The organism is Gottfriedia sp. NPDC057991 (genome assembly GCF_042886615.1).
Taxonomy (GTDB): Bacteria; Bacillota; Bacilli; order Bacillales; family Bacillaceae_G; genus Gottfriedia.
In genome coordinates this window covers 162,105-187,760 of the sequence record NZ_JBHVQN010000003.1, presented here as the reverse complement: position 1 = coordinate 187,760, position 25,656 = coordinate 162,105, and the positions used below count along the sequence as shown (strand labels likewise).

Here is a 25,656-nt window from a genome sequence, read left to right as displayed (position 1 = left end):
ATTTTATTATGTCAATGATTATTGATGTTTATGCTCGCGAAGTATTAGATTCTCGTGGTAACCCTACTGTTGAAGTAGAAGTTTATACAGAAGATGGTGGCTTTGGCCGTGCACTAGTACCAAGTGGTGCTTCAACTGGTGAATACGAAGCTGTTGAATTACGTGATGGAGACAAATCTCGTTACCTTGGTAAAGGTGTTGAGAAAGCTGTAGCTAACGTTAATGATATTTTAGCTGAAGAAATCGTTGGATTCGAAGTAACTGATCAAGTTTCAATCGACCGTCGTATGATTGAAGTAGACGGTACTGAAAACAAAGGTAAATTAGGAGCAAACGCAATCCTAGGTGTATCTATGGCAGTAGCTCGTGCAGCAGCTGATGAATTAGGTTTACCATTATACCAATACCTTGGTGGATTTAACGCGAAACAATTACCAGTTCCAATGATGAACATCATCAACGGTGGTTCTCATGCTGATAATAACGTAGACTTCCAAGAATTCATGATTTTACCTGTAGGTGCTGATAGCTTTAAAGAAGCAATCCGTATGGGTACTGAAATTTTCCACAACCTTAAAGCTGTATTACATGACAAAGGTTTAAACACTGCTGTAGGTGACGAAGGTGGATTCGCTCCAAACCTTGGTTCAAACCGTGAAGCCTTAGAAGTAATCATGGAAGCAATTGATAAATCTGGTTATAAAGCTGGAGAGCAAGTATTCTTAGGAATGGACGTTGCTTCTTCTGAATTCTTTAACAAAGAAACTGGTAAATACGATCTTGCAGGTGAAGGACGCACTGGCGTATCTTCAGCTGAAATGGTTGATTTCTATGAGCAACTTTGCAATGATTTCCCAATCCTTTCAATTGAAGATGGTTTAGATGAAAATGACTGGGATGGTCACAAATTATTAACAGAACGTTTAGGTAGCCGAGTACAATTAGTAGGTGACGATTTATTCGTTACAAACACTAAAAAATTAGCTGAAGGAATTGAAAAAGGTATCTCAAACTCAATCCTTATCAAAGTTAACCAAATCGGTACATTAACTGAAACTTTCGATGCAATCGAAATGGCTAAACGTGCTGGTTACACAGCAGTAGTTTCTCACCGTTCTGGTGAAACTGAAGATAGCACAATCGCTGATATCGCAGTTGCTACAAATGCTGGTCAAATTAAAACAGGTTCTGCTTCTCGTACAGACCGTATCGCTAAATACAACCAATTATTACGTATTCAAGACGAGTTAGGCGAAAGCGCAGTATACCAAGGATTAAAATCTTTCTACAACTTAAGAAAATAATTTAATCAAAACTAAGTGCATTAACAAAAAACATAATCCATTATAGACACGTTAAAAAGAGAAGGATCGTCACCTTCTCTTTTTTTTATTGCTAAAAATGTTTTGGTTTAAATATAATTTTAATTAGTAATAATTGGGATTGATTATTAAAGAATCCTAATGTTAAAATAAGAATACACGAACATTAGTTCTTGTGTTTAAGTAAGACGAATAAGGAATTAATTAAAAGTAAGAGAGGGGAAAAAATGTCTACATCTACTCCAACAGCTTCAAATCCTTCAATGGCTTCTTTGTTAAAAAATCCTTTTATCCAGACGATTCTTTCAGCAGGTTTGTTTATTCAAGTAGGTATTTGGATTCGTAATTTTGCAATATTATTATTTGTTGTGGAAAAGACAAATGGTGATGCAACAGCCGTATCACTGATTTCAGTTGCTGAATTTGCGCCGATTTTTATTTTTTCTTTTATCGGTGGAACTTTTGCCGATCGTTGGAAGCCAAAGCGAACAATGATTTGGTGCGATCTTTTAAGTGCTGTATCTATATTTGTTATTTTGCTAGCACTATTATATGGAACTTGGAAGTTTGTGTTTTTTGCTACATTAGTTTCAGCAATCTTGTCCCAGTTTTCTCAGCCTTCTAATATGAAATTATTTAAAGTTCATGTACCAGGTGAGCAAATGCAAGCAGGTATGTCTATATTTCAAACGATGATGGCAGTGTTTATGATTTTAGGTCCAGTATTAGGTACATTCGTATTTCAACAAGCTGGAATGCATGTTTCGATGGCAATTGTAGGTATTGCTTTTCTTATGTCAGCTTTAGTATTAACAAGATTACCTAAAGATCAAGAAGAAGAAAGGGCAGAACATACAACATCATTAACGGAAGAGATGAAGTTAGGATTCCAATACGTTTGGTCTAGAAAAATTCTCGTTTATTTAGGTGGAGTATTTGCAGCAGCAGGATTAGGTATAGGCCTTATTCATCCACTAGCGATTTTTTTAGTAACCGAACGACTAGGATTGGATAAAGAATATTTACAATGGATATTCGCTGCAAATGGAGCCGCTATGATTATAGGTGGTGGCCTAATAATGGTAATATCTAATAAGTTGGCACCGCATGTTTTATTATTAATTGGTATGGCGGTCAATGCGATTGGAATATTTGTAATAGGTTGGTCTGAGATGTTCTGGCTAACGTTAGTTGCTGAATTCTTTATCGGATTATTTATGCCCGCATTGCATATAGGTATTAATACAATCATCTTAAAAAATACTGATGAAAAATTTGTAGGCAGAGTAAACGGTATATTAACACCATTATTTATGGGAGCTATGGTCATTACAATGAGCTTGGCAGGGATTTTAAAGGAGCATTTTTCTTTAGTTTCTATTTATCAAGTTTCAGCATTCTTGTTCATTATTGGAATCATCATTATGGTACCGATGTTCAAGATTATGAAGAATGTCATAGTTGAGGCAAAATCAGAAAACTATTAATTAAAGCCTGATTATTCGTTAAGAGTAATCGGGTTTTTTATTGTGACTTTCGAGGAGTATATAACCACTGAAATCCAAGTGTGAAATTAAAATAAAATTGAATATTAAAGAGTTTTGGTAAATTTGTCGAAAAGATAATTTATTTGATAGTATGACAAAAGTACCTATTCAACAAGAAAGGATTATTTATTGCCTATCTATTGATATAATGGAGGAACTAGAAATTTTACTAAATATTTAAATAAAGGATGAGAAGTTTGAAAGAGAAATACGGCATCATTGATATAGGTTCAAATACAATCAGACTTGTTATATATGAAAAAAGTAAAAGCGGGCGTATAAAAGAAATTGAAAATATTAAAACGGTAGCCCGTTTACGTAAATATTTAAATGATCAAGAAGTTTTGAATACTGAAGGAAAGAATATATTACTTAAAACACTTCTGATGTTTCAGGAAATCACTCGTCATCATAAAATTAGTGAAGTCAAATGTGTAGCGACTGCAACGATTAGACAATCCATTAATCGAGACGAATTGATCCAACTAGTGGCCGAAAAAACTGATTTTACATTACAAATTTTATCGGGTTATGATGAAGCATTTTATGGATTTCTTGCTGTTGTAAATTCTACCCCGATACAAGAGGGAGTTACAATTGATATTGGCGGGGGTAGCACAGAGGTAACTTATTTTAAGAATCGTGAAATGATCCATTTTCATAGTTTTCCATTTGGAGCATTATCTTTAAAGCAGGATTTTATATCAAGCAATATTCCAACTGCTGAAGAAATGAAACGACTTACTCAATTTATACAAAAGCAATTTGAATCTTTAGATTGGCTTAGAGAAAAGCAAGTTCCGATTATCGCAGTTGGGGGAAGTGCTAGAAATGTAGTGCAAATACATCAAAGTTTGGTTAATTACCCGATCATAGGTATTCATCAATATGAGATGAATTTTGAAGAGATAAACTTTTTAAAAAAACATCTTTCATCATTAGAGTTTGACCATATTTTAAGAACGGAAGGTCTATCAAAAGATCGTGCTGATATCATTCTTCCTGCAATTGAGGTCTTTAAAGAGCTTTATTCAATTGTTAATGCGAAGAGCTTTATTTTCAGTAATAAAGGCTTGAGAGATGGTATCTTTATGGAAGAGTGTATATTAAACGGAGAAAAGTTACTTCCTAATGTATTAGACAAGAGTTTTAGTGATTTAGAAAAAGACTATGAAGTAAATATAAAACACGTAAATCATATTAAGGTTTTAGTAAACCAATTAGTAGAACAAATAAATTTATACAATTTAAATCAAATTAAGTCTGGAGATAAATTAGACATAAATCTAGCAGCACGGGTCTATAATATTGGACAATACATAGACGAAGAATCAAGTAGTCAGCATACTTTCTATTTATTATCTAATCGTACAATTGAAGGATTGAGCCATAAAGATCGCATAAAAATTGCTTTAATAGCTTCATATAAGAATAAAAATAGCTTTAAGCAATATGTTAAACCGTTTCTTGAGTGGTTTACAGCGGATGAGCTTAAGAAACTACGCTTTTTAGGGATACTTTTAAAGTTTACCAATAGTCTGAACGCATCGAAAAGAGAAGTAGTAAAGAATATTGAATTTAAATTAAACGACGATGATCTGATCGTACAACTTAAATGTATAGACGATTCAACGGTTGAAGAAATTGAATCTGAAAAACAGATAAAGCAATTAGAAAAGCTATTTAATAAATCAACATATATCTATTTTAAAAAGCACAAATCTGAGTAATCAGAATGTGCTTTTTTATTTTAATTCAAAATTGTCAGTAATTAACAAATTTTTCATATCTTTACAATTTATTAACATAGCGTTAATAATGGGTAAATTTTATTATTGTAGGATTATGGTGTAGATATTAATTAAAAAATAAAGAGATCGTATTTCTAGAATATGTTCAAAAAGGGTGTAAATGATGATAGCGACGAAAGAGTATAGTGGTAGAAAAATAGAGTTAGCAGATCCACAATATTATAATAATCGAGAATTAAGTTGGCTTGCTTTTAATGAACGTGTTTTAGAAGAGGCTTTAGACATACATAATCCATTGCTTGAACGTTTGAAATTTTTGGCAATATTTAGTTCAAATTTAGATGAGTTTTTTATGGTACGTTTTGCTGGCCTAAAGGATCAAGTAAAAGCAGGTTTTAATAAGCCAGAAAATAAGGCTGGTTTAACACCAAAACAGCAACTTTCACAAATTTCAACAGTTGGCCATGAACTTGTGAATTTACAATATAAAACATTCAGAGAAACATTACTTCCAAAATTAAAAGAAGAGAATGTTCATCTAGTAAAATATCATGAGCTTAGTGATCGTCAAAAAAATTATTTAGAAAATTACTTTGAAGAGCAAGTACTTCCCGTATTAACACCAATGGCAATCGATGCGTATAGGCCATTTCCAATGCTATTAAATAAAAGCTTAAATTTGGCAGTCTATTTAGAAGATATGGCAGGGGAAGAAGAAAAGCGCAATAAATTTGCGATTGTACAAGTCCCTTCTTTGTTAAAAAGATTTATATCAATACCTACACTTGATGAAAAGCATTGTTATATTTTATTGGAAGATGCTATTACTGCATATATACATCTTTTGTTTAGAGGTTTTATCGTACGAGAAGTAGCGCAGTTTAGAATTACAAGAAATGCTGATTTGACGATTCATGAAGAAGGTGCGAGGGATTTACTTCGTGAAATAGAAATAGAGTTAAAAAAACGAAAATGGGGTTCGGCGGTTCGACTTGAAATTGGACAGTCTGGCGCGAGTGATTACATTTTAAACTATTTATTAGATGAGCTAGATGTACACGGTAAGGATATATATAAGCTTGATGGTCCACTAGATTTAACATTTTTATTTAGTTTTTATAAGGAATTAGAAAAATATAAAGAGCATTTAGTGTATGAAACATTAATCCCACAGCCGCCACAAGACCTTGAATCTGATAAGGATATATTTGAAAAAATATTGGAACAAGATATATTGCTTCATCATCCGTATGAATCATTTGAGCCGGTATTAGATTTTGTATTAGATGCAGCAAATGATCCGGACGTTTTAGCGATTAAACAAACTTTGTATCGAGTAAGTGGTGATTCCCCAATTATTGAGGCGTTAAAGCGTGCAGCAGAAAATGGTAAACAAGTAACTGTTCTTGTAGAGTTGAAAGCTCGTTTTGATGAAGAAAACAATGTACATTGGGCAAAGGAATTAGAAAAAGAGGGTTGCCATGTTATTTATGGAATGACTCATTTAAAAACGCATAGTAAAATCACACTTGTTGTTCGTAAAAAGAATGGAAGAATTGAGCGGTTTGTCCACTTGGGCACTGGCAACTATAACGATGCAACTGCAAAAATTTATACAGACATGGGACTAATGACTGCTAATCGACAAATCGGAGTAGATGCTACAAATTTTTTTAACTTTTTAAGTGGGTTTATGGAAAAGCCTGACTTTAGGCATTTATCTGTCGCTCCGTATAGTATTCGACATGATTTTATTCGAATGATTGATGAGGAAATTGCTTTTCAAAAACAATATGGAAATGGAAGAATCATCGCCAAAATGAATTCTTTAACTGATAAGCAAATTATCATGAAGCTATATGAAGCATCTAAAGCTGGGGTAAAGATTGACTTAATTGTTCGCGGAACTTGCTGCTTGCGTCCTCAAATAAAAGGTGTGAGCGAAAATATTCGTGTCATTAGTATCGTTGGGCGATTTTTAGAGCATAGTCGAATCTATTATTTTTATCATAATGGGGAGCAGAAAATCTTTTTATCATCTGCTGATTTAATGACACGTAATATGGAAAAACGAGTTGAAATCTTTTTTCCAATTTTCGCTGATCATATAAAAAAGCGAATTATGAGTATCTTACTTATGATGCTCTTCGATACTGCAAAAGCACGTGAGCAAGATGAAAATGGTGTATATCAGTATGTAAAAAGTTCTGGGAATGAGAAATATAATAGTCAAAGTGAATTGTTTAATTTGGCGTATAACGTGTGGGATGATGAAGAGTAATAAACTGAAAGAGAAGGGGAGTTTCCTTCTCTTTTTTGTTCATATGAGCGAATTATTTTTACTAAATTTCTATTTTATAAGGATTTTAGAAATTTGTGCGACTTTCTCATGATGCTCCATTTCTATATAGTAATCATATAATACTTTAGCGTACTTGTTTATAAAAAAAGTATGTTCGTTTAACTGGAAGTTTGTAGGTCCTTTTATTATATGGTCATATAAGATTACATCTTTATTATTTTTGATGCCAGTTAAACCTTAATTATTTTTTCTCGATCTTCTTGCAAACCAAAATGCGATAATAAATGCTCCAATCGAGTCTGCGATTAGATCTGTCATCGTATCAAAATTACCGCCGCCTTGAGTATTAGTTCCAAAAAATTGGTCGCTACTGAATTCCCAAATTTCCCAAATCGCCCCACAAAATACTCCAAAACAAAATACAAATAGGAAAATGAATCCAGCGGACATTTCACTCCGAGACTGTTTGGTTGTCAATTTTCCCATTAAATCAATAGCTAAAAACGCGACTAGCGTGCCACTTAGAAAATGTAAAAACGTATCCCACCAGCCTAAACTATAAAATCTAAGCATTGAACCAAGACATAGGGACCCTATTAAAAAAGCAAAATAAGAAATAATAAACGGAAATGCAAATCGAATTTTAAAAATTTTATCTAGAATGAGTGGGACGAGTGCACAAACGAAGCCACCTAGTGCGATTGGATACCGATAAGAATCGTCTTTCATGTAAAAAATGACGAATAAGACAAGCATTACAATTGCAAAGACAATGCTTAAGATTGTTTGTATGCCTCTTTTCATTTCGAATCCCCCATTCATTTTGATTTTGTTTTATCTCAATTCAAACTTCAAAACAAAACATGCTTAATTTAAAATCCTAAAAATGAGCTTAACTTTGACATAAAAAGTTCACCAAATTGATGATAAATTGTTAAAAATTAAACTATAGAATTAGGAAATATGGATTAGTATTGAATTATGGATAAGAATGGCAATTAGTTGGGAGGATAATTATGAAATTTTTCGCATACTTAAAAGATTTTCTTTGGTATACTATAAAAACATATTTACTTCCATTTATGATAGTTATTGTTTCAATAGTAATTGTTTTTTGGAGACTATTAGGTGATGAATTTACATTTAAATACATACGATTAGAAATAATCTATTTCACTTGTTTTTTCTTATTAGTATCTTTTACAACATATGAGATGAAGGGGCATAAAAATGAATAATTGGGAAGGATTAATTTCGGCGAAGGATCGAACAAAAATCTATTTGCGAAAATATATTCCTGCTGAACCAATTGCTGTGATTCAAATTGTACATGGAATGGCAGAGCATGGTGGAGCTTATGAAAAATTTATTGAATATTTAGTTCATAATCAGTTTGCAGTGTTTATTCATGATCAAAGAGGTCATGGGAAAACAGCGGGGATTGAGGATGATCTAGGTTTTTTTGGTGAAGAAATCGGCTGGGATGAAGTGGCTAATGATATCATTTTTATAAGCAAGATGATCAGAAAAGAACTGAAAGATATTCCTTTAATTCTATTTGGGCATAGTATGGGATCTTATTTGAGCAGACGAGTTGTTCAATTAAATGGGGGACTATACGATGGGCTAATTATTTCTGGAACTGGATGTGATCCAGGAATACTAAGAAAATTAGGAGTTTTTATTTCAAGCGCAGAAGCATTTTTAATTGGAGCTAGTAAGAGAAGTAAGGTTTTAGACTTTTTAACTTTTGGAAACTTCAATAATCATTTTAAGTTTCCTAAAACAAAATATGACTGGCTAACAAGGGACGAGGCTGAGATTGATCGATATTTAAAGGATCCATTTTGTGGTTTTATTTGTTCTTCCAGCTTCTATCGTGAATTGTTAAAGGGGATTGGAATCATACATCGAAAAGATGAAATTAAGAAGACACCAACTTCACTTCCAATTTATATTTTTTCTGGAGATAAAGATCCAGTTGGTCAAAATGGTGACGGTGTAAAGAAGGTTTATGGGTTATATAAAGATATTGGGTGTACAGATGTAAAGTTGAAATTATATGAAGAAGGTCGCCATGAGATGCTTCATGAAACAAATAAAGATGAAGTACATCAAGATGTAAAAACTTGGATTGAAGAAACGATCTTAAAACATTAAATAAGTGTTGTACTCTCATGTTGAAGTATAGTATTCTTCATAGTAGAATAGGAAGTAACAGTATTTTACTGTGGAGGTGAAGAAATGCATACGTTTTTATCTGTACTTTTAATTATTGTTTCAGTACTTATGATTGTTTTAGTTCTACTTCAATCTAGTAAAAGTAACGGCCTATCAGGTGCGATATCTGGTGGTGCTGAGCAACTGTTTGGCAAGCAAAAAGCTCGTGGTTTTGAACTAGTTTTACAAAGAATAACAGTTGTTGTAGCAGTTTTATTCTTCATTCTAACGATTGCTGTAACATATTTTAAACTGTAATAAACAAGCTACCTAAAAGGGTGGCTTTTTATTTTGGTCATGTAAAATTATATCCCTAGATCAGGAAGATATTTCTTTAATAATTAGGGAAAAAAATACAGCCAGGTTTTTGGCTGTATTTTAGTATGTAGAAAATGTCCTAAGTATTAACCTTTCATTGCAGCCCATTCTTCTTTACTTGGACCGTACATTCCAGGAATAGCTAATCCTGCTTGTCTCATTAATACAGTCATTTGGCCACGGTGATGCGTTTGGTGTGAAATTGCCATACGTAGTAATGCATGGATAGGCATTTCAAGAAATCCAAAAGCGTTAATGATTTGATTTAAATCTTTTTCTTTCCACTCTTTTTGTGCTGCTTCAATCATAGCTTTACTAGCTTCTGCGTATTTTTCAGTAATTTCCTTTGCAGTTGCAGGCATTTCTTCCTTGCTCATAGATGCTTCAAATTGTAATCCTGATTGTGAAATGATCGCTTTAATTGCTGTAGTTATATGCCAAGCTAGTTCTCCTAAAGAGCTAAAATCTTCACCAATTGATTGATCAAGTGACTCATCTGTCATAGCATTTAGTAATTTGATTGTGTTTGCTTCTTCCATTTTCCATTCAGTAATAAATTCTTCAACATTATTAAACATAACGTATCCTCCTTTTGTTGGTTAAATTACCAACATTATTATTACCACACCTTTAATTAAATCATAACTAGTAATTTAAAAAAACTGTTTATTGGTAAATTATTGAATTGAAAGGTAAAATAAAAGAACAATTTCTTTACGTAAAATTAGTTAAATATTATTATTAATTACTTATATTGAAGATATCATTTTTTATTTTAAATAAACAAAATCAATTAAAGATAATATAAAAAGTAACGAAAGAAAAATGGATAGAAAAGTTTTGGAGTGAGTATATATGAGAGTAACAATGCCGAAGCCATTTACGTTTGAAGGTGGAGATCGAGCAGTTTTATTATTACATGGATTTACAGGTCATTCTGCGGATGTTCGTATGCTTGGCCGTTTTTTAGAAAAACAAGGATATACTTGTCATGCACCACATTATAAAGGACATGGTGTACCACCAGATGAGCTTGTTCATACTGGACCAGAGGACTGGTGGAAGGATGTAATGGAAGCTTATCAACTTCTAAAGGATAAAGGACATCAAAAAATTGCAGCGGTAGGTCTATCTTTAGGAGGAGTATTTGCACTAAAGCTAGGTTATACTGTTCCTTTGAATGGTATTGTCACAATGTGTTCGCCGATGTACATAAAAAGTGAAGAAATTATGTATGAAGGTGTCTTAGCTTACACAAGAGAGTTTAAAAAACGTGAAGGGAAATCTCCTGAAAAAATTGAAGTAGAGATGGAAGAGTTTAAAAAAACTCCGATGAATACATTAAAGGCTCTTCAAGGTTTAATTAAAGAAGTGCGTGAAAATGTTGATACAGTATATGCACCAACGTTTGTTGTACAATCTACTGTAGATGAGATGATTAATACAGACAGCGCAAATATTATTTATAATGAAGTGCAATCTGATCAGAAAAAATTAAAGTGGTACGAAAATTCAACACATGTTATTACGCTTGGACAGGAAAAAGACATGTTACATGAAGATGTACTAGCATTTCTTAATGAATTGGAATGGTAGAATGAAATCTTTCTGGACAAACTTAAACTAAATACCCTTTAACAGTTAGAAAAAGGAGGGAAAAGTATGAATCAACAATGGAAAGAAAAATTATTGGAATTAATGAAAAGTGAAGATTATAAGCCTTTAAATATTCAAGGGATTGAAGAGGCTATGGAGTTGACTGATGCAAGTGACTTTCGAGAAGTAGTAAAAACGCTCGTTATTTTAGAAGATGAGGGTTATATTGTACGTTCTCGAAACAATAAATACAGTTTACCTGATCAATCTAATTTAGTAAGAGGTAAATTAACTGGCCATGCTAAAGGCTTTGCGTTTGTCATTCCAGAAGAAGCAGGGGCAGAAGATGTATTTATTCCACCGTCAGATTTAAATGGCGCTTTACATGGAGACATTGTTTTAGCTCGTATTACAAAAGAAAAAAGTGATGCACGTAGAGAAGGTACTATCGTAAAAATTGTTGAACGTGGTCAAACGAAAATGGTAGGAACTTACCAGGCTCAGAAAAGTTTCGGTTTCGTTGTTCCAGATGATAAGCGATTCGGAAGCGATATTTTTATTACAAAGAGCAATTCTCAAGGTGCTGTAGAAGGTCATAAAGTTGTTGTAGAACTTACTCAATTTCCAGAGAATGGGAAAAGTGCAGAGGGTATTGTAGTTCAAGTACTAGGACATAAAAATGATCCTGGTGTTGATATTCTCTCGGTTATTCATAAGTTTGATTTACCTCAAGAATTCCCTAAGGAAGTAATGGATCAAGCGAATGCTGTACCAGATGAGATTGATGAATCCGCTATTGGCACTCGTCGCGATCTTCGTGATGAACAAATTGTAACGATAGATGGAGCAGATGCAAAGGACTTAGATGATGCCGTTACAGTAACAGCGCTTGAAAATGGTCATTACAAGTTAGGGGTACATATTGCAGACGTTTCTTACTATGTGACAGATAGCTCACCGATTGATCAAGAAGCACATGATCGTGGAACAAGTATTTACTTAGTTGACCGAGTTATACCGATGATTCCGCATCGCTTGTCTAATGGAATTTGTTCATTAAATCCAAAAGTAAATCGATTTACACTTTCATGTGAAATGGAAATTGACCAAAAAGGTGAAGTTGTTAAGCATGAAATTTTTGAAAGTATCATTAAAACAACTGAACGAATGACATATAGCGATGTAAATAAACTATTAGATGAGCAAGATGCTGAATTACGTGAACGTTACGAACCGTTAGTCCCAATGTTTGAAGAAATGGCTAAGTTAGCGAAAATTTTACGTAATAGACGTATGACTCGTGGAGCAATCGATTTTGATTTTAAAGAATCAAAAGTATTAGTTGATGAGGATGGTCATCCAACTGATGTCGTCATTCGCGAGCGTTCAACTGCAGAAAAACTAATTGAAGAATTTATGTTAGTAGCGAATGAAACAGTTGCTGAGCATTTTCATTGGTTAAATGTACCCTTCATATATCGAGTACATGAGGATCCAAAAGAAGAAAAATTACAACGATTCTTTGAATTTATTGCATCATTTGGTTATACAGTAAAAGGTGCTGGAAATGAAATTCACCCGAGAGCGTTGCAACAAGTTCTAGATATGGTTCATGGGCAACCAGAGGAGACAGTGATTTCAACAGTTATGCTTCGTTCAATGAAACAAGCGAAATATGAGGCTGATAATCTTGGCCATTTTGGATTAGCAGCAGAGTATTATACTCATTTCACATCACCGATTCGTCGATATCCGGATTTAATTGTTCATCGATTAATTCGTAAATATTTAATCGAAAGAAAAATGGATAATGAGACAAAACGTGAGTGGGATGATAAATTACCTGCAATCGCAGAGCATGCATCCAATATGGAGCGTCGCTCAGTTGAAGCAGAAAGAGAAACTGATGATTTGAAAAAAGCAGAGTACATGCTTGATAAAATTGGTGAAGAGTATGAAGGGATTATCAGCTCTGTAACAAATTTCGGTATGTTTATTGAACTGCCAAATACAATTGAAGGATTAGTTCGAGTTGCTGATTTATCAGATGACTACTATAACTATGACGAGCGTACGTACGCGATGATTGGTGAAAGAACAGGGAAAATTTTCAGAATCGGTGATGAAGTTTCTGTTCGAGTAATGAATGTTAATAAAGAAGAACGAGCTATTGATTTTGAAATAGTTGGAATGAAATCGAATAAACCACGTAGAAGCGGTGGTAGAGGACCAGTTAATCTTGGTGGCGGCTCAGGTGGTGGTAGAGGAAGAGGAGGACGCGGCAGAGGTTCTTCAGCTTCAGATCGAAATGGAGACAGCTCTCACAGTGGACGTTCTCGTGGAAGACGTGGCGATAGTTCACCTCGAAATGAAGAGAAAGATAGCGGACGTGGTGGTAAATCATCGAGAAATAAACGCGATGATCGTTTTAATCCAACGAAAAGCAAAAGTAAGAGCAAAAAGAACAAGCCTTTTTACGAAAAAGTAGCAAAAGGTAATAAAAAACGATAGTAAGGTAAAAAGCAGTGGATAAATTTGTCCACTGCTTTATGTATACAAACATAATTTATCATTATCCGACAGAAAACTACTTCCTCAATTACATGAAGGTGTCATAACACCAGTAATAGGTAGGAGATGAAAGACGGGTGGCGATAACCAAAACGCTTTCTTCTTATGCTACTATTCTGTACAATAGATAATGTAAATACCGTAGATAAAGAATGAATTCAAGTGTAGTGCTTGTTGCGTAAATAGAACTCGTCTGGTGGTTGTCATTCGCCTATACCATTCAAGAGTCGCAAATAGAACAACTGTAATACCCCTCAGTAAAAAACAGGCTGAGTACGTTTCTCCTAGCGTTAGGTGAAACCAAACCGTAGGTACTACGGGGTTAGCTTGGTAAATAAAAGTAACCTCTGCTGGTAAAGAATCACTAGTAAGTATGCTTTGTTCCCAAGAATCTCCCACTTCAAACAACCTGTAAGGGTGTTAAGTGGTGAATAGTTCAAGGTAAAATAAGTAAAGATAGAGAGGTGTTATTTATGCCAAAAGGTGAAGGGAAAGTAATTGCTCAAAATAAAAAAGCGTATCATGATTACTTTATTGAAGAAACGTATGAAACTGGTATCGTTTTACAGGGTACTGAAATAAAATCATTACGTGCTGGTAAAGCTAATTTAAAGGATTCCTTTGCACGTGTTCAGGGCGGAGAAGTATGGCTTCATAATATGCATATTAGTCCTTATGAACAAGGGAATCGTTACAATCACGAACCATTACGTACTAGAAAATTACTACTACATAATAGAGAAATCGTGAAATTAATCGGTTATACAAAGGAAACAGGTTATACTTTAGTACCTTTAAAAATTTATTTGAAAAATGGCTATGCTAAGCTATTACTCGGATTAGGTAAAGGTAAGAAACAATATGATAAACGTGATGATTTAAAGAAAAAAGAAGCAAAACGTGAAGTGGAACGTGCATTCAGAGATCGTCAGCGAATTTAATTGGATAAATGTTGAAGCGTTGGAATTCTGTATTTCTTTTAGAAACAATTGTTAATTGCATCTTTAGTTGGATATGCTATAATAAGTTTGTAAGTTAATCAGCAACACAAATTGCACGATGTGCAGTTTTTATAAATTATGAAGCCTTTGCTTTATGCTTCGTAAGTCACTCATAGCGAACAGATCTGAATAAGTTCTGGGAGCATTTTATATGGGGACGTTACGGATTCGACAGGGGTAGTTCGAGCTTAAGTTGCGAGTCGAGGGGTCGGCCTCGTTAAAACGCAAAAGCCAATAACTGGCAAAAACAACAATTTCTCTTTAGCTGCTTAATTGCACTAAAGGCTCCTCCTATGTATCGCCCATGTGCATAGCTTAGAGGGGTTCACTCATTAGTGGGCTACGCCGGACTTCGCCGTCTGAGGGGAATGGAAGAGATTAATCAGACTAGCTATCAGGAAGCCTGTCATTGGGCTGAATGGTATGCGAAATTCTAATACAGTGACTACGCTCGTAGAAGCTTAAGTGCCGATATTCTTGGACGTGGGTTCGACTCCCACCGTCTCCACCAATACATATTGTTTGGTGGTTTTTTTATGCCTAAAAATCGGGAAAATAAAGACCTCTTAAAACGTTGATTTATTATTGTTTTAAGAGGTTTTTTGTGACTTAATGCATATAAATGTCAGCATTACATTATTATGCTTTAAAATTAACCTGACAATTTTATACTTTAACATTAACTATGAGTTTTATTCTTGTTAATATTTCAATGTTCTCTTACAGTGAAGTTGAGAATTGGATTAATTGATGTTTCATGTTTCATTAACCTACTTTCAAATTGATTGGATTAAAAAAATTTATATAGGTTAATCCAAGCAAAAAGGATCTTCTTTGGGAATCCTTTTTTTATTTCATTAATTTCTGTAGAGATAAATTTCCTTGTAAGAACTTAATGAAATATTGGATACAATGTTGTCAATAAATAATAACTATATTAACTGACTAATAATTCTGAATAATTAGAATTAAATTTAGCAAAACTTCTACTTGAAGTAGTTCAGAGAGGTGAAAATAATAAATCCATTTTTCATTTACATAGATCAAAAAATGTCAAAAAATTAATAATAAAAAGTAAATTTTGTTAATGTAAATAATGGAATATAGAAATACACAATCAAGAGCTTAATAAAAAAGTGTAAATTCCCCCAAATTTGATGATTTTGCATTATTTTTTAAAAAAGGGGAATCTATCAGAATTTTCAGGTCTTTTGGACTGAAAAAACGGGATAAAAAGACTCGTTTCGACGAAAAAATGATAAAATATGTTAAATTTTATATCAAAACCAAGGATTTCTTTCGACGATTAAAGACAATTTCCTGCATATTCCCCCAATAAAGTTTTATTAACTTTTAGAGTAATATTAAGTCACAGGTTATTATTATTTAATATTCTTAAATATTTATAATAATTAATCATCAAGACGTTTAAAAGTGGGGGGAGTAACATGAAAAAGAGACAAAAGAAACGAACAATATCGGCTGTTGCGTTAAGTAGCGCGATGTTGCTAAATATGGTCTTACCACAAAGTGCCATTCTTGCACATGCGGAGTCGAATGCTGATCAGAAAAATCCATCTGATGGAACGTTCACAGCTGATGAGGTGAACAAGATTCTAGCTGGATTAACACCAGAACAAAAAGAAAGCATCAACAAACTGACTGGTGCAGATAACACACAAAAAATCCACGTCGATCAGAAAGATTTAAAAAGCGGAAAAAATATTGACGTCATCGTTCAATTTAAAGTGGATCCAGCAAAGATCCAAATCATAAAGCAATCACTTGAAAAAGGAAGCGCAAGTGCGCAAACATTTGCGGCTGATTACACAGAAGCAAAACAAAAAGTGGCGGATGCACATGCGAAATTTAAAGCGTTTGTCAAGACGCAACCAAGTAAGCAAATCACTGGTGGAAAAGAAGTTTCTTCTAATATAGAAATAACAAGAGAATACACGGATGCATTCAACGGGGTTGCGCTATCGGTACCTCCGAGTATGGTTCAATCGATTGCCAGTCAGGCGGATGTTGCTTCGATTTGGTCAGTTGTCCAATACGAAGTAGAAGAAGGAACACCTTCATCTGGTGAAACAGCGACAGCGACCGAGACACCGGCGACTGGAAAACCAACTGCAGGACTTTCATTAATGGGAATCGATAAGCTACATGCAGAAGGGAACACAGGGAAATTCCTGTCAGGTCCAAAACAAGGTCAACGAGTAAAAGTCGGGGTACTGGATACAGGGATTGATTACAACCATCCAGATTTATATAAAGTAACACACGATGCGGACGGCCATTTATATGAGGGGCACGACTTTGTTAACGCAACAGTTGATGCAGATGGAAACGAGAACCCGGTAGATGATCATGATCCGATGGAAACGATCTATCCGGATTGGGAAGCTGCAAGAGAAGCTTCACCTGGAAGTGTATCGTCTAATTACAAAGATTATATTACGGAGCATGGTACACACGTATCCGGTACGATTGCAGCAAGTACGACAGCGAATAATAACATTTTTTCAGCAGATGGTGTTGCACCTGATGTTGAACTTCACGGGTACCGTGTACTTGGTCCGGGTGGGCATGGTAATTCTTACTCCGTACTAAGCGGAATTGACCAAGCGGTGAAAGATAAAATGGACGTCGTGAATCTATCTCTAGGTGCATCGATTAATGACCCATTTTACCCGACTAGTATCGCGATTAACAATGCAACATTACAAGGTGTCGTTTGTTCAGTTTCTGCAGGAAATTCAGGACCAGGCGCCGCGACAGTTGGGGCACCAGGGGCTGCACCACTTGCCATTACGGTTGGTGCAAGTACGGTTCCAGAACAAATTCCTGTACAAACTGTCAAATTCGGTAACACGCCTTATCAAGCGCGTTTATTCGGGAAACATTTCGCAGACGCTGATGATGCGTTCAAAGGATTGTCGATTCCAGTCGTCGACGTTGGTCTAGGAAGCGAAGATGATTATGCAGGAAGAGACATGACCGGAAAAATTGCCCTTGTACAACGCGGAGGCGAGTATTTAACCCAAAAAATGGCTCACGCGAAAGAATCTGGGGCAAAAGGGATGATTATTTGGGATAACACAGCGGATGAAGCATCTCAAGGGTATACGCCAAATTTCTTAGGGATTAGCGGCGATAATGTGTATGCGATTTCCATTACACAAGCACAAGGCGAAGCGATGGTTAAAGCAGTCAAAGCCGACCCACAAAACGCAAAGATTACGTTCCCAATGACGCTGGATGCACCACTCAACAAACCGGCTGATGAATTGGCATCGTTCAGTTCAACAGGACCAGTAAAAGATTGGAGCATCAAACCAGACATCATCGCACCAGGTGTCGACATTTTCTCAACGCAACCATACGATGTGTGGGAACCAAATCCTAGTAAAGATTATAAATATGCTTATCAATCCATGTCGGGTACATCAATGGCTGCACCTCACGTAACAGGGATTTCAGCGCTTGTATTAGCTGCACATCCGGATTACACACCAGCCGATGTCAAAACGGCCTTAATGAATACAGCAAAAGATGTGAATACGGATTCAAAAACATACAGTGTGTACCAAGTTGGTGCAGGACGTGTGGATCCAGTCCGAGCAATTCACTCAAATATCAAAATTCAAGTGTTAGATAAAGCGACAAGTATCGATGGGCAAAATCAATATACACAAATCGATAACACAACAGGTAGCTTCTCGTTTGGCTTTAATGGACGCGGAGAAGGGGCAAAACCTGGTTCGGATGATGTCGTCCAGTCAAAAGAGTTTTCGATTACAAACCAAGGTTCAACAAATAAAACATTTAAGCTAAGTTCAAAGTTCATCACGACAAAATTTGCGGTTTCAAATCCAGTTGGACAAGGTACCGGAAATAATGTCAAAATCGATTTTTCGACTGGTGAGTCAAATGTAACATCTTTAAGTGTGGACGGAAATAGCGCAGTGAAAGCGAAAGCGACAATTACTGTACCAGCAAACGCAGTAGACGGTACGTACGAAGGATATGTAAATGTCGTGAATGCAAATGATGCGAACGAATCATACCGCTTGCCGTTTACAATCACTGTTGCTGAAAAAGGGATTGATTTTAGTGTAGACATCAAAGCGATGACACTAACCGAGCGTTATACTGGAAACTATAACCCAAATATTGGCGCACCTGGTTCAGGCTATCGATTCTCGGTTAACAGCTCAATGGATAGTGCCTATGTGCTATTGAAGGATAAAGATGGAAATTATATCGGAGTCGTACAAAATGTGAGCAATATCAGTGGCGCTGGTCCTGGGGTTGTTTATGGTCCGATCCAAATGCTGACTGGTGGACTCTATCTACCATTTACAAAACCATATAATGGCTCACTTGATCAAACTGGCATCGCGACCAAACCTGAGGTTCTAAAAGAAGGTGCCTATTCAGTTGAGATGGTCGCAACAGACAAAGATGGGAAAAAGTTTACAAAAGAAGACACGCTTTATGTCGACTACACAGCACCTACCTTAACGATGGATAGTGATTCGCAGCCAGGTATTTATGAAATCGACCCAACAGGATACAACCAAGGACAAGAATTCAAACAATTTTATGGGACAGTTTACGACTCGAATATTGATGTCATGAAAAAAAATGGCGAAACGTCGTTAATTGATCTTGGTACGCGTAAGCCTGCACCTGTCGATCAAGGGCAGAACACAGTGTATGGATATCAAGATGGTCCATTTGTCACGACAGTTTTTAATACGGATAAAGATGGACGATTCCATTTTGGCTTAACACCTGAAGACATTAAGGCAAGTGGAGAGAAATTTGTCATCTATCCTCAAGACTATGCTGGAGCAGGTGACTGGTATTCAACGAAGAAAAAGTATTACTTCATTAAAAAAGGTTCGCCGTATGTAACCGTTACAACTTCTGGAGGCGTAGACCCAACACTCGAAAGCAAAGGGAACGTGGTCGTTGAACCGAAAAAACCATTTAAAGTGTCACTAGCGACGAAAAATGGAATTGGCATGGCCGGCGGGACATTTACCATTAATGCTAGAGCTACCCTTGAATATTCGAATATTAAGCTTTCTGACGAATATCGTAACTATTTAAGTAGTAAAGGCATTACACCGACACTAACAGTTGGTCAACCTTATGTAGATCAACACACAGGTAGAAATTCAATCGATGTGACCATTTCAGGCGTTTCTGAAGCAGGCGCACTGACAAAAGACACGCAAGACATGAAGATTTTAGAAGCAGATTTAACGTATAAAGATGAAGAAGCATATGTTGGCCCACTCGACGAAGAGTTCGCTGTCGATCAATCGAGCTTCACAATGGCAGGAAAAGAGACAGTCGTTCCGGCTTTCTTAACGAATATGCCACTTCTCAAACAACCGATCTCACAAGTGACGGGCGGTCTGTTTGCGGAAAGCTTCAAAACAAACAATTTAAGTGGTAGCTTTACGAATATTACGAAGGATACAGGTGCGATTGTTACGGCAAAAGATGCCGATGGTAATACGTATGTAACCGATAACTCAAGTAACGCAAACACCATTGGATACTATGGTAATACAACAGGTACGTATGCGATTTCAATGAAAGCAAGTGATAAACCGTATTCAATTGAAACGTATATGCCGGGTCATTTCAAAGGCTATCAAACAACGCCAGTGATTGGTTACAATAAATTCGGTTATCAATCAGGCTCATACTTTGATTTCGCATCAATGAACACACCACTTTTACTTGGTGGAGATGTGAATGGCGATAATGTCATTGATATGAAAGATTTAGTTTCAGAAATCCAAGCATATGCTGATTTCGATTTTCTAAAAGGTGTATCAGCACCTTCTCAGGAAAAAGCGGAATTCTTTACAAATTCTATTGCTCATCGAAATAATGACATTAGCTATGCTTTCTCAGGACTAAATGGATTAGGCAGTTACTCTTTCAGTAGTATTGATTACAATGATTTTTACTATATCTTGAAAAACTTTGGTCAGAAAAATCAAAGTGCGATTGCTGCAGGTAAGGTAGTCCCAGAACCACAACTTACTTTGACAGACAATCTAACGATTACATCAAATAGAGGAAATCGTACTGCTTCTTCTGATGATTCGAAAGTGAAAACCTATACGTTATCTGCTGGTAATGGTCTAAACGATGTCTTGGCAAAACTGAATTTTGCAGGCCCGACGCAAAAGACTTCAGTAACGCAATTACCAACTTTCCAAGATTTGAAAAATGGTTCAACTGTTTCGCTTATCCCAACGAGCACTGTGCTATTAGACGATGTGATCTGGCGAAATGCGATTACAAAGGTTGAATTAGGAGTAGGCGGTAATTTCACGGATGTAACGAATGCAGTTGTACCAAATACAACTGATAAAGCCGTATCAATCACATCCGGTTATTCTAAGTTTGATCCGCAACTAGGAACCGTATTTGTACCGGCTACACTAAAATTACACGGTTCGTTATTTAATACGACTGGTACGTACACCGTTCGGATCACAGCGAATGGCTACCAACAAGTCACAACAAGCTTTACCATTGCATCTGTGCCGATTCCAACTCCTAGTATTCCAATGGTCACAGATCCAGCAAAAGCGCATGTCGGAAAAGATATCACGTTTAACTACACATTTGCTGACGATTCAAATTGGCGAAATGGGATCAATAAAATCGTTGTCAAAACAAGAGGTTATAGAACAGGAATTGACATTACGAATCTAAAAGATGCGAATGGTAATCTGTATTACGATCTTTCACAACCAGGAAAAATTACATTTAAAGCCGGTTTATTTAAAACAAATGCAACAATTGATCCGAATGTCTATACGGTTAATGCAGCGATTAATCCAGGTGGAACGAACGATTTACCAGAAACGTATTCATTCGAAATCAATTCAACTGGTTTAGACGGGACAATTTACCCGTTGGTCACAATCGGTGGAGATAGCACCTATGGTACGATGCAAGCAATTGGGTATAGCGTCTCATTTGATTCAAAAGGTGGAAGTATGGTTGACCCAATCTCATTCGGTTATAAACCAAGTCAATCTCGAAATGGTAGTGCAGGTAAATTAATTGCAAATAGCCCGCAAGCAAATGCAAGTAATCCACTATCTGTCAAATCTGGCTATAATTTTGTTGGATGGTATATTGTTGATCCAATCACGAATGAAATGACAAACGTCTTATGGGATGTAACTAAAAACTATACGTCGGATGTAAAAGTTGCGGCGAAATGGCAAGTGAATTACACGCAAAACTATTCACCTGTTGATGTGTCGAAACCAGCTGGTGATAATTTAGGTGGTACCGTACTGGGTGAAGGTCCGGTTAAGATTAAAATCCCAGACTATGCAACAACTACACCATGGTTAAAAACAAAGAATGATATCGCAAAAATTGACGCAACGTACAAAAAAATGAAAGCAGATGGCACATTTGAAACAACAAACAGTACGGTTACATTAGACCCAAGTACGTATAACTTAGTCGATAATGGTGACGGTAGTGGTTCGTTAACGTTCACAACGGCGACAGAGACTTATGCGACTGCTCACCCGAGTGAAAAGTTTGCATTTAGTCAAGCACCAGATTTCAATGGTTATCAATTGACCCTAACGTCAACAACTGGTGAAACCGTTCAAATTCCAAATGTGAAGCTAGGTTATCGCCGACACATTGATTTAAATGGTGGCACATTAAATTTAGCGACTGATACTTTCTTCGGCGACAAACTAGTCAACGGGAAAACAACTGGGATTGATATGACGACAGCAGCAAAAAAAGTAACAAATGGCGCCCTTTCGATGATGCCAAACCTTTATTATGATGCAGCTGGAACAAGCGGACAAACTGTACCGATTTCAATCTCAACTGGTAAAGTATTGAAAAACAATGAAACGTACTACATCGTTTGGATGAAAGCACCGCCTCAAGTCGCAAAAGATGTTGTAGGAAATATTGTTGGAAGCGATCTTACGTTACCGTTTACAGATGACGGAACGTGGCGAAATAATATTAAGCAAATTAGCATTGGTTCAAAAGTACTAAACGCGGGGACGGATTATAAGATAACGTATGATTCCGTTACACACAAAGGTTCAATTACACTTGATAAATCATTGTTTACAGCAGGACAAAAAGTAAATGTGAACATTACATCAGAAGGATATTTGGACGCGCAAGTGATAGACCAAGTCATTGGTAACACTGTATCGTTTGAAACAAGCGGTGGCGATGCAATCGAACCGCAAATCGTCGACTCACGTGTCACGAAGCCAACTGACCCAACAAAAGTTGGATACAAATTTATTGCATGGTACAGTGACGCAGCGTTAACGACACCGTTTGATTTCACAAGCGTTGTGACAAAACCAATGAAACTGTATGCAAAATATGCCTTAGCTACATCAATCGTATCAGCCGATACAACGGATAATGCATTAGGCAATGAGATCACACTTGAATTTAGCGACAGAGATTGGGCAAATGCGATTACGACTATCAAAGTGGCTGGCTCAGCGATTGATGCAACAAACTACAAAATCGATGCAGCGCACGGCACACTGACAATCAATCAAAGTGTATTCAAAAAAACAGGTGACTTTAGCATCAGTATTAGCGCAAAAGAATATGCAGATGTGACAGTGAGCCAAAAAATCGTAAACGGAAATACCATTCACTTTGTGTTAAAAGGTGAAAAAGCGCCATTTGACGTAAAAGACCAAATCGTCGTACGTCGTATTGCAGAACCAACCGTACACGGATACGATTTAAAATGGTTCGCAGATGAAGCTTGCACAATCCCTTGGGATTTCACAAATTCAATTTACTCTGCAAAAACAATTTACGGAACTTGGAAAGCAGCTAAATATACTGTAATCTATAACACACAAGATGCTGGACTAGTCGTATCAGTTAAAGCTGAGTACAACTCATTACTTGATGAAACAAAACCAACAAGAACAGGCTATACTTTCCTTGGTTGGACGAAAGATGCTGAAGGTAAAACACCATGGAACTTTGATACTGACAAAGTAACAGACAACACGATCCTTTATGCGAAATGGGATATTAATTCTTACACTGTTCACTTCAATAGTAATGACGGCAGTCAAGTTGCTGACAAAACTGCAACATATAACTCGGCGATCACTGCACCGACAACAAACAGAACAGGCTATACGTTCGTTGGATGGTACAAAGATGCTGAAGGTAAAGTAGCTTGGAACTTTGCAGCAGATAAAGTAACAAGTGATACAACGTTATATGCGAAATGGGATATTAATTCTTATAAAGTGAACTATGTAAGCAATGGTGGTTCAACAGTTCCTGCTCAAACTGCAGATTACAATAGCGTCGTTAATTTACCAAAACCAACAAGAACGGGCTATACGTTCGCAGGATGGTACAATGATGCTACATTAAAAACACCAGTAGGAAATTCTTTAAAATTAACAAATAACATCACACTTTATGCAAAATGGAACATTAACACGTATACTGTTAAATTTAACAGTAACGGAGGAAGTTCAGTTGCTTCAAAAACAGCAAATTACAATTCTACAATTAGCCAACCAGCATCACCAACAAGAAAAGGTTATGTCTTCGTTGGATGGTACAAAGATGCTGCAGGTAAAGTAGCTTGGAACTTTGCAAATGATCGAGTTACAGCAAACACGACGATTTACGCGAAATGGGTAGCAATTCCAGCTAAACCATCAAATTTTAAAGCAACAAAGAGCGGGAAATCTTCGGCTAAGTTAACGTGGTCAAGTGTGTCAGGTGCTACAGGTTATGAAATTGTTAAGTCAACATCTAAAACAGGTTCATATTCTCACCTAAGCGACGTAAAAACGACATCTTACACAAATAATGGATTAAGTAAAGGTAAAACTTATTATTACAAAGTTCGTTCTTTCAAATATGATGGATCGAAAAAAATCTATAGTGACTGGTCGAGTATTATAGCGATCAAACTATAAAAAAAAATAACAAATTACAAATTTCTCTTAAGCAAAAAATCAGAAAGGGTGCTGATATCCCATTAAGACATGTGATTAAACACCCTTTTTGAAAGTAAAACGATTAGAAAATTTTTTTCAAATACAAACTTTCCCTTAAAATAAATAAAAAAAACCATTCGTAATTGAATAATGCACCTCCAATTGTTAGTTGTGTCTTACAATTGAGGTACATTGCAATAATACGAGTGGTATTTTTTTGATATAATCTTTTTCAACCAAAATTTATATTGATTTGGTTATAAATTTAAAACAAAATCACTATCGAATGAACTTCGCGTACGTAGCCTTCTAATGACAATATAAATTGGAGAGACTGCGGATTCGCTTCATTAAGTATCATTGATTCAGAATAATATTTTTTTGCTAGGTCGTAGTTTTTTCTTAGGTAGTGTTCATAAACAAGATAATAATAAATTTTTGATTTTGAGGCTATGTATACAACTGTTCCTGGTATTAAAGTAAAAGAATGTTATAAGTAAATTTATAAAGTAAAAAGATGTTACAAGTTTAAATTTAGACAATTGAAAATGGTGTAGTAAGCTTCAAAAATTTATTTTAGTTATAGAAAAAGGTAGCTATTATTAATAAAACCTTGATAATACTGAATTTCTGGGGATGACATTATTATGCTTTAAAATGTAACATTATTATGATTTAAGTCACATTATGCCTAAAAATCGGGAAAATAAGGACCTCTTAAAACGTTGATTTATTATTGTTTTAAGAGGTTTTTCTATTTTAGGAGTAAATTATTTTTTTTATCGTATTATCTAAATTGATATATTATCTGAGGACAAAACGTTTAAACGACCTAATGCTTTTAAAGTATTTATACTGATATAAATTAAAGAGTGTTTAAACAACTTCTCCCTGTACCCAAAACTGTGATCTAATCTACTTACAGTTTTTATTTATTATAAAGAAATGAATAGCGAATCTTTGAGAATAGGAACAATTTAAAAACGACTTT

At 35.6% G+C, this 25,656-nt stretch carries 13 protein-coding genes and 1 other RNA gene; 12 read left to right on the top strand and 2 right to left on the bottom strand.

Annotated features, from left to right (window positions below; genetic code table 11):
- Positions 1-8: 8 nt before the first annotated feature.
- From eno to ACFVR2_RS12315, 4 genes are all read left to right on the top strand, one after another.
- Positions 9-1,304, top strand: a complete 1,296-nt coding sequence (eno, locus tag ACFVR2_RS12330; RefSeq protein WP_387362048.1) for a phosphopyruvate hydratase — start codon at positions 9-11, stop codon at positions 1,302-1,304.
- Positions 1,305-1,549: 245 nt separating this feature from the next.
- The gene (locus tag ACFVR2_RS12325) at positions 1,550-2,809 is read left to right on the top strand and encodes an MFS transporter (RefSeq protein WP_387362046.1); all 1,260 of its coding nucleotides are present in this window, start codon (positions 1,550-1,552) and stop codon (positions 2,807-2,809) included.
- 248 nt (positions 2,810-3,057) lie between these two features.
- Positions 3,058-4,599: a Ppx/GppA phosphatase family protein gene (locus ACFVR2_RS12320; RefSeq protein WP_387362044.1), complete on the top strand. Its 1,542-nt coding sequence runs from the start codon at positions 3,058-3,060 to the stop codon at positions 4,597-4,599.
- A gap of 184 nt (positions 4,600-4,783) precedes the next feature.
- A complete protein-coding gene (locus tag ACFVR2_RS12315; RefSeq protein ID WP_387362042.1) occupies positions 4,784-6,901 on the top strand; it encodes an RNA degradosome polyphosphate kinase in 2,118 nt (705 codons plus the stop codon).
- A 258-nt stretch (positions 6,902-7,159) separates the two neighbouring features.
- Here the strand turns inward: ACFVR2_RS12315 and ACFVR2_RS12310 are convergent, their stop codons facing one another.
- On the bottom strand, positions 7,160-7,726 hold the full coding sequence (locus tag ACFVR2_RS12310) for a DUF2238 domain-containing protein (RefSeq protein WP_387362040.1): 567 nt from the start codon (positions 7,724-7,726) through the stop codon (positions 7,160-7,162).
- A gap of 212 nt (positions 7,727-7,938) precedes the next feature.
- On the opposite strand from ACFVR2_RS12310, the gene ACFVR2_RS12305 reads away from it, so the two are divergent.
- The 3 genes from ACFVR2_RS12305 to secG all read left to right on the top strand — a co-directional run bounded on the left by ACFVR2_RS12305 (position 7,939) and on the right by secG (position 9,400).
- The gene (locus tag ACFVR2_RS12305) at positions 7,939-8,160 is read left to right on the top strand and encodes a hypothetical protein (RefSeq protein ID WP_335473999.1); all 222 of its coding nucleotides are present in this window, start codon (positions 7,939-7,941) and stop codon (positions 8,158-8,160) included.
- Positions 8,153-9,082, top strand: coding sequence for an alpha/beta fold hydrolase (locus ACFVR2_RS12300; RefSeq protein WP_387362038.1), 930 nt, complete (start codon positions 8,153-8,155; stop codon positions 9,080-9,082). Before ACFVR2_RS12305 ends, ACFVR2_RS12300 begins: the two co-directional genes overlap by 8 nt.
- Positions 9,083-9,166: 84 nt before the next feature.
- Positions 9,167-9,400: a preprotein translocase subunit SecG gene (gene secG / locus ACFVR2_RS12295; protein ID WP_025569105.1), complete on the top strand. Its 234-nt coding sequence runs from the start codon at positions 9,167-9,169 to the stop codon at positions 9,398-9,400.
- 146 nt (positions 9,401-9,546) lie between these two features.
- On the opposite strand, the gene ACFVR2_RS12290 is transcribed toward secG, so the two are convergent.
- Positions 9,547-10,038, bottom strand: coding sequence for a DinB family protein (locus tag ACFVR2_RS12290; protein ID WP_098233456.1), 492 nt, complete (start codon positions 10,036-10,038; stop codon positions 9,547-9,549).
- Positions 10,039-10,315: 277 nt separating this feature from the next.
- On the opposite strand from ACFVR2_RS12290, the gene ACFVR2_RS12285 reads away from it, so the two are divergent.
- The 5 genes from ACFVR2_RS12285 (at position 10,316) to ACFVR2_RS12265 (ending at position 24,644) form a co-directional block, all read left to right on the top strand.
- Positions 10,316-11,056 (top strand): alpha/beta hydrolase, encoded by a 741-nt coding sequence (locus ACFVR2_RS12285; protein ID WP_387362036.1) that lies wholly within the window; start codon positions 10,316-10,318, stop codon positions 11,054-11,056.
- Between the two features lie 66 nt (positions 11,057-11,122).
- Positions 11,123-13,567 (top strand): ribonuclease R, encoded by a 2,445-nt coding sequence (gene rnr / locus ACFVR2_RS12280; RefSeq protein WP_387362034.1) that lies wholly within the window; start codon positions 11,123-11,125, stop codon positions 13,565-13,567.
- Between the two features lie 533 nt (positions 13,568-14,100).
- Positions 14,101-14,568 carry an SsrA-binding protein SmpB gene (gene smpB / locus ACFVR2_RS12275; RefSeq protein WP_056469927.1) on the top strand — a complete coding sequence of 156 codons (468 nt, stop codon included), beginning with the start codon at positions 14,101-14,103 and terminating at the stop codon, positions 14,566-14,568.
- A 213-nt stretch (positions 14,569-14,781) separates the two neighbouring features.
- Positions 14,782-15,139: a transfer-messenger RNA gene (gene ssrA / locus ACFVR2_RS12270) on the top strand.
- Between the two features lie 937 nt (positions 15,140-16,076).
- Positions 16,077-24,644 (top strand): InlB B-repeat-containing protein, encoded by an 8,568-nt coding sequence (locus tag ACFVR2_RS12265; protein ID WP_387362032.1) that lies wholly within the window; start codon positions 16,077-16,079, stop codon positions 24,642-24,644.
- The last annotated feature ends 1,012 nt before the right edge of the window (positions 24,645-25,656 follow it).

Bases quoted from the DNA above. Each gene is read 5' to 3' on its own strand.
- eno (WP_387362048.1), top strand. From the start codon at position 9: ATGTCAATGATTATTGATGTTTATGCTCGCGAAGTATTAGATTCTCGT.
- ACFVR2_RS12325 (WP_387362046.1), top strand. From the start codon at position 1,550: ATGTCTACATCTACTCCAACAGCTTCAAATCCTTCAATGGCTTCTTTG.
- ACFVR2_RS12320 (WP_387362044.1), top strand. From the start codon at position 3,058: ATGAGAAGTTTGAAAGAGAAATACGGCATCATTGATATAGGTTCAAAT.
- ACFVR2_RS12315 (WP_387362042.1), top strand. From the start codon at position 4,784: ATGATAGCGACGAAAGAGTATAGTGGTAGAAAAATAGAGTTAGCAGAT.
- ACFVR2_RS12310 (WP_387362040.1), bottom strand. From the start codon at position 7,726: ATGAAAAGAGGCATACAAACAATCTTAAGCATTGTCTTTGCAATTGTA.
- ACFVR2_RS12305 (WP_335473999.1), top strand. From the start codon at position 7,939: ATGAAATTTTTCGCATACTTAAAAGATTTTCTTTGGTATACTATAAAA.
- ACFVR2_RS12300 (WP_387362038.1), top strand. From the start codon at position 8,153: ATGAATAATTGGGAAGGATTAATTTCGGCGAAGGATCGAACAAAAATC.
- secG (WP_025569105.1), top strand. From the start codon at position 9,167: ATGCATACGTTTTTATCTGTACTTTTAATTATTGTTTCAGTACTTATG.
- ACFVR2_RS12290 (WP_098233456.1), bottom strand. From the start codon at position 10,038: ATGTTTAATAATGTTGAAGAATTTATTACTGAATGGAAAATGGAAGAA.
- ACFVR2_RS12285 (WP_387362036.1), top strand. From the start codon at position 10,316: ATGAGAGTAACAATGCCGAAGCCATTTACGTTTGAAGGTGGAGATCGA.
- rnr (WP_387362034.1), top strand. From the start codon at position 11,123: ATGAATCAACAATGGAAAGAAAAATTATTGGAATTAATGAAAAGTGAA.
- smpB (WP_056469927.1), top strand. From the start codon at position 14,101: ATGCCAAAAGGTGAAGGGAAAGTAATTGCTCAAAATAAAAAAGCGTAT.
- ACFVR2_RS12265 (WP_387362032.1), top strand. From the start codon at position 16,077: ATGAAAAAGAGACAAAAGAAACGAACAATATCGGCTGTTGCGTTAAGT.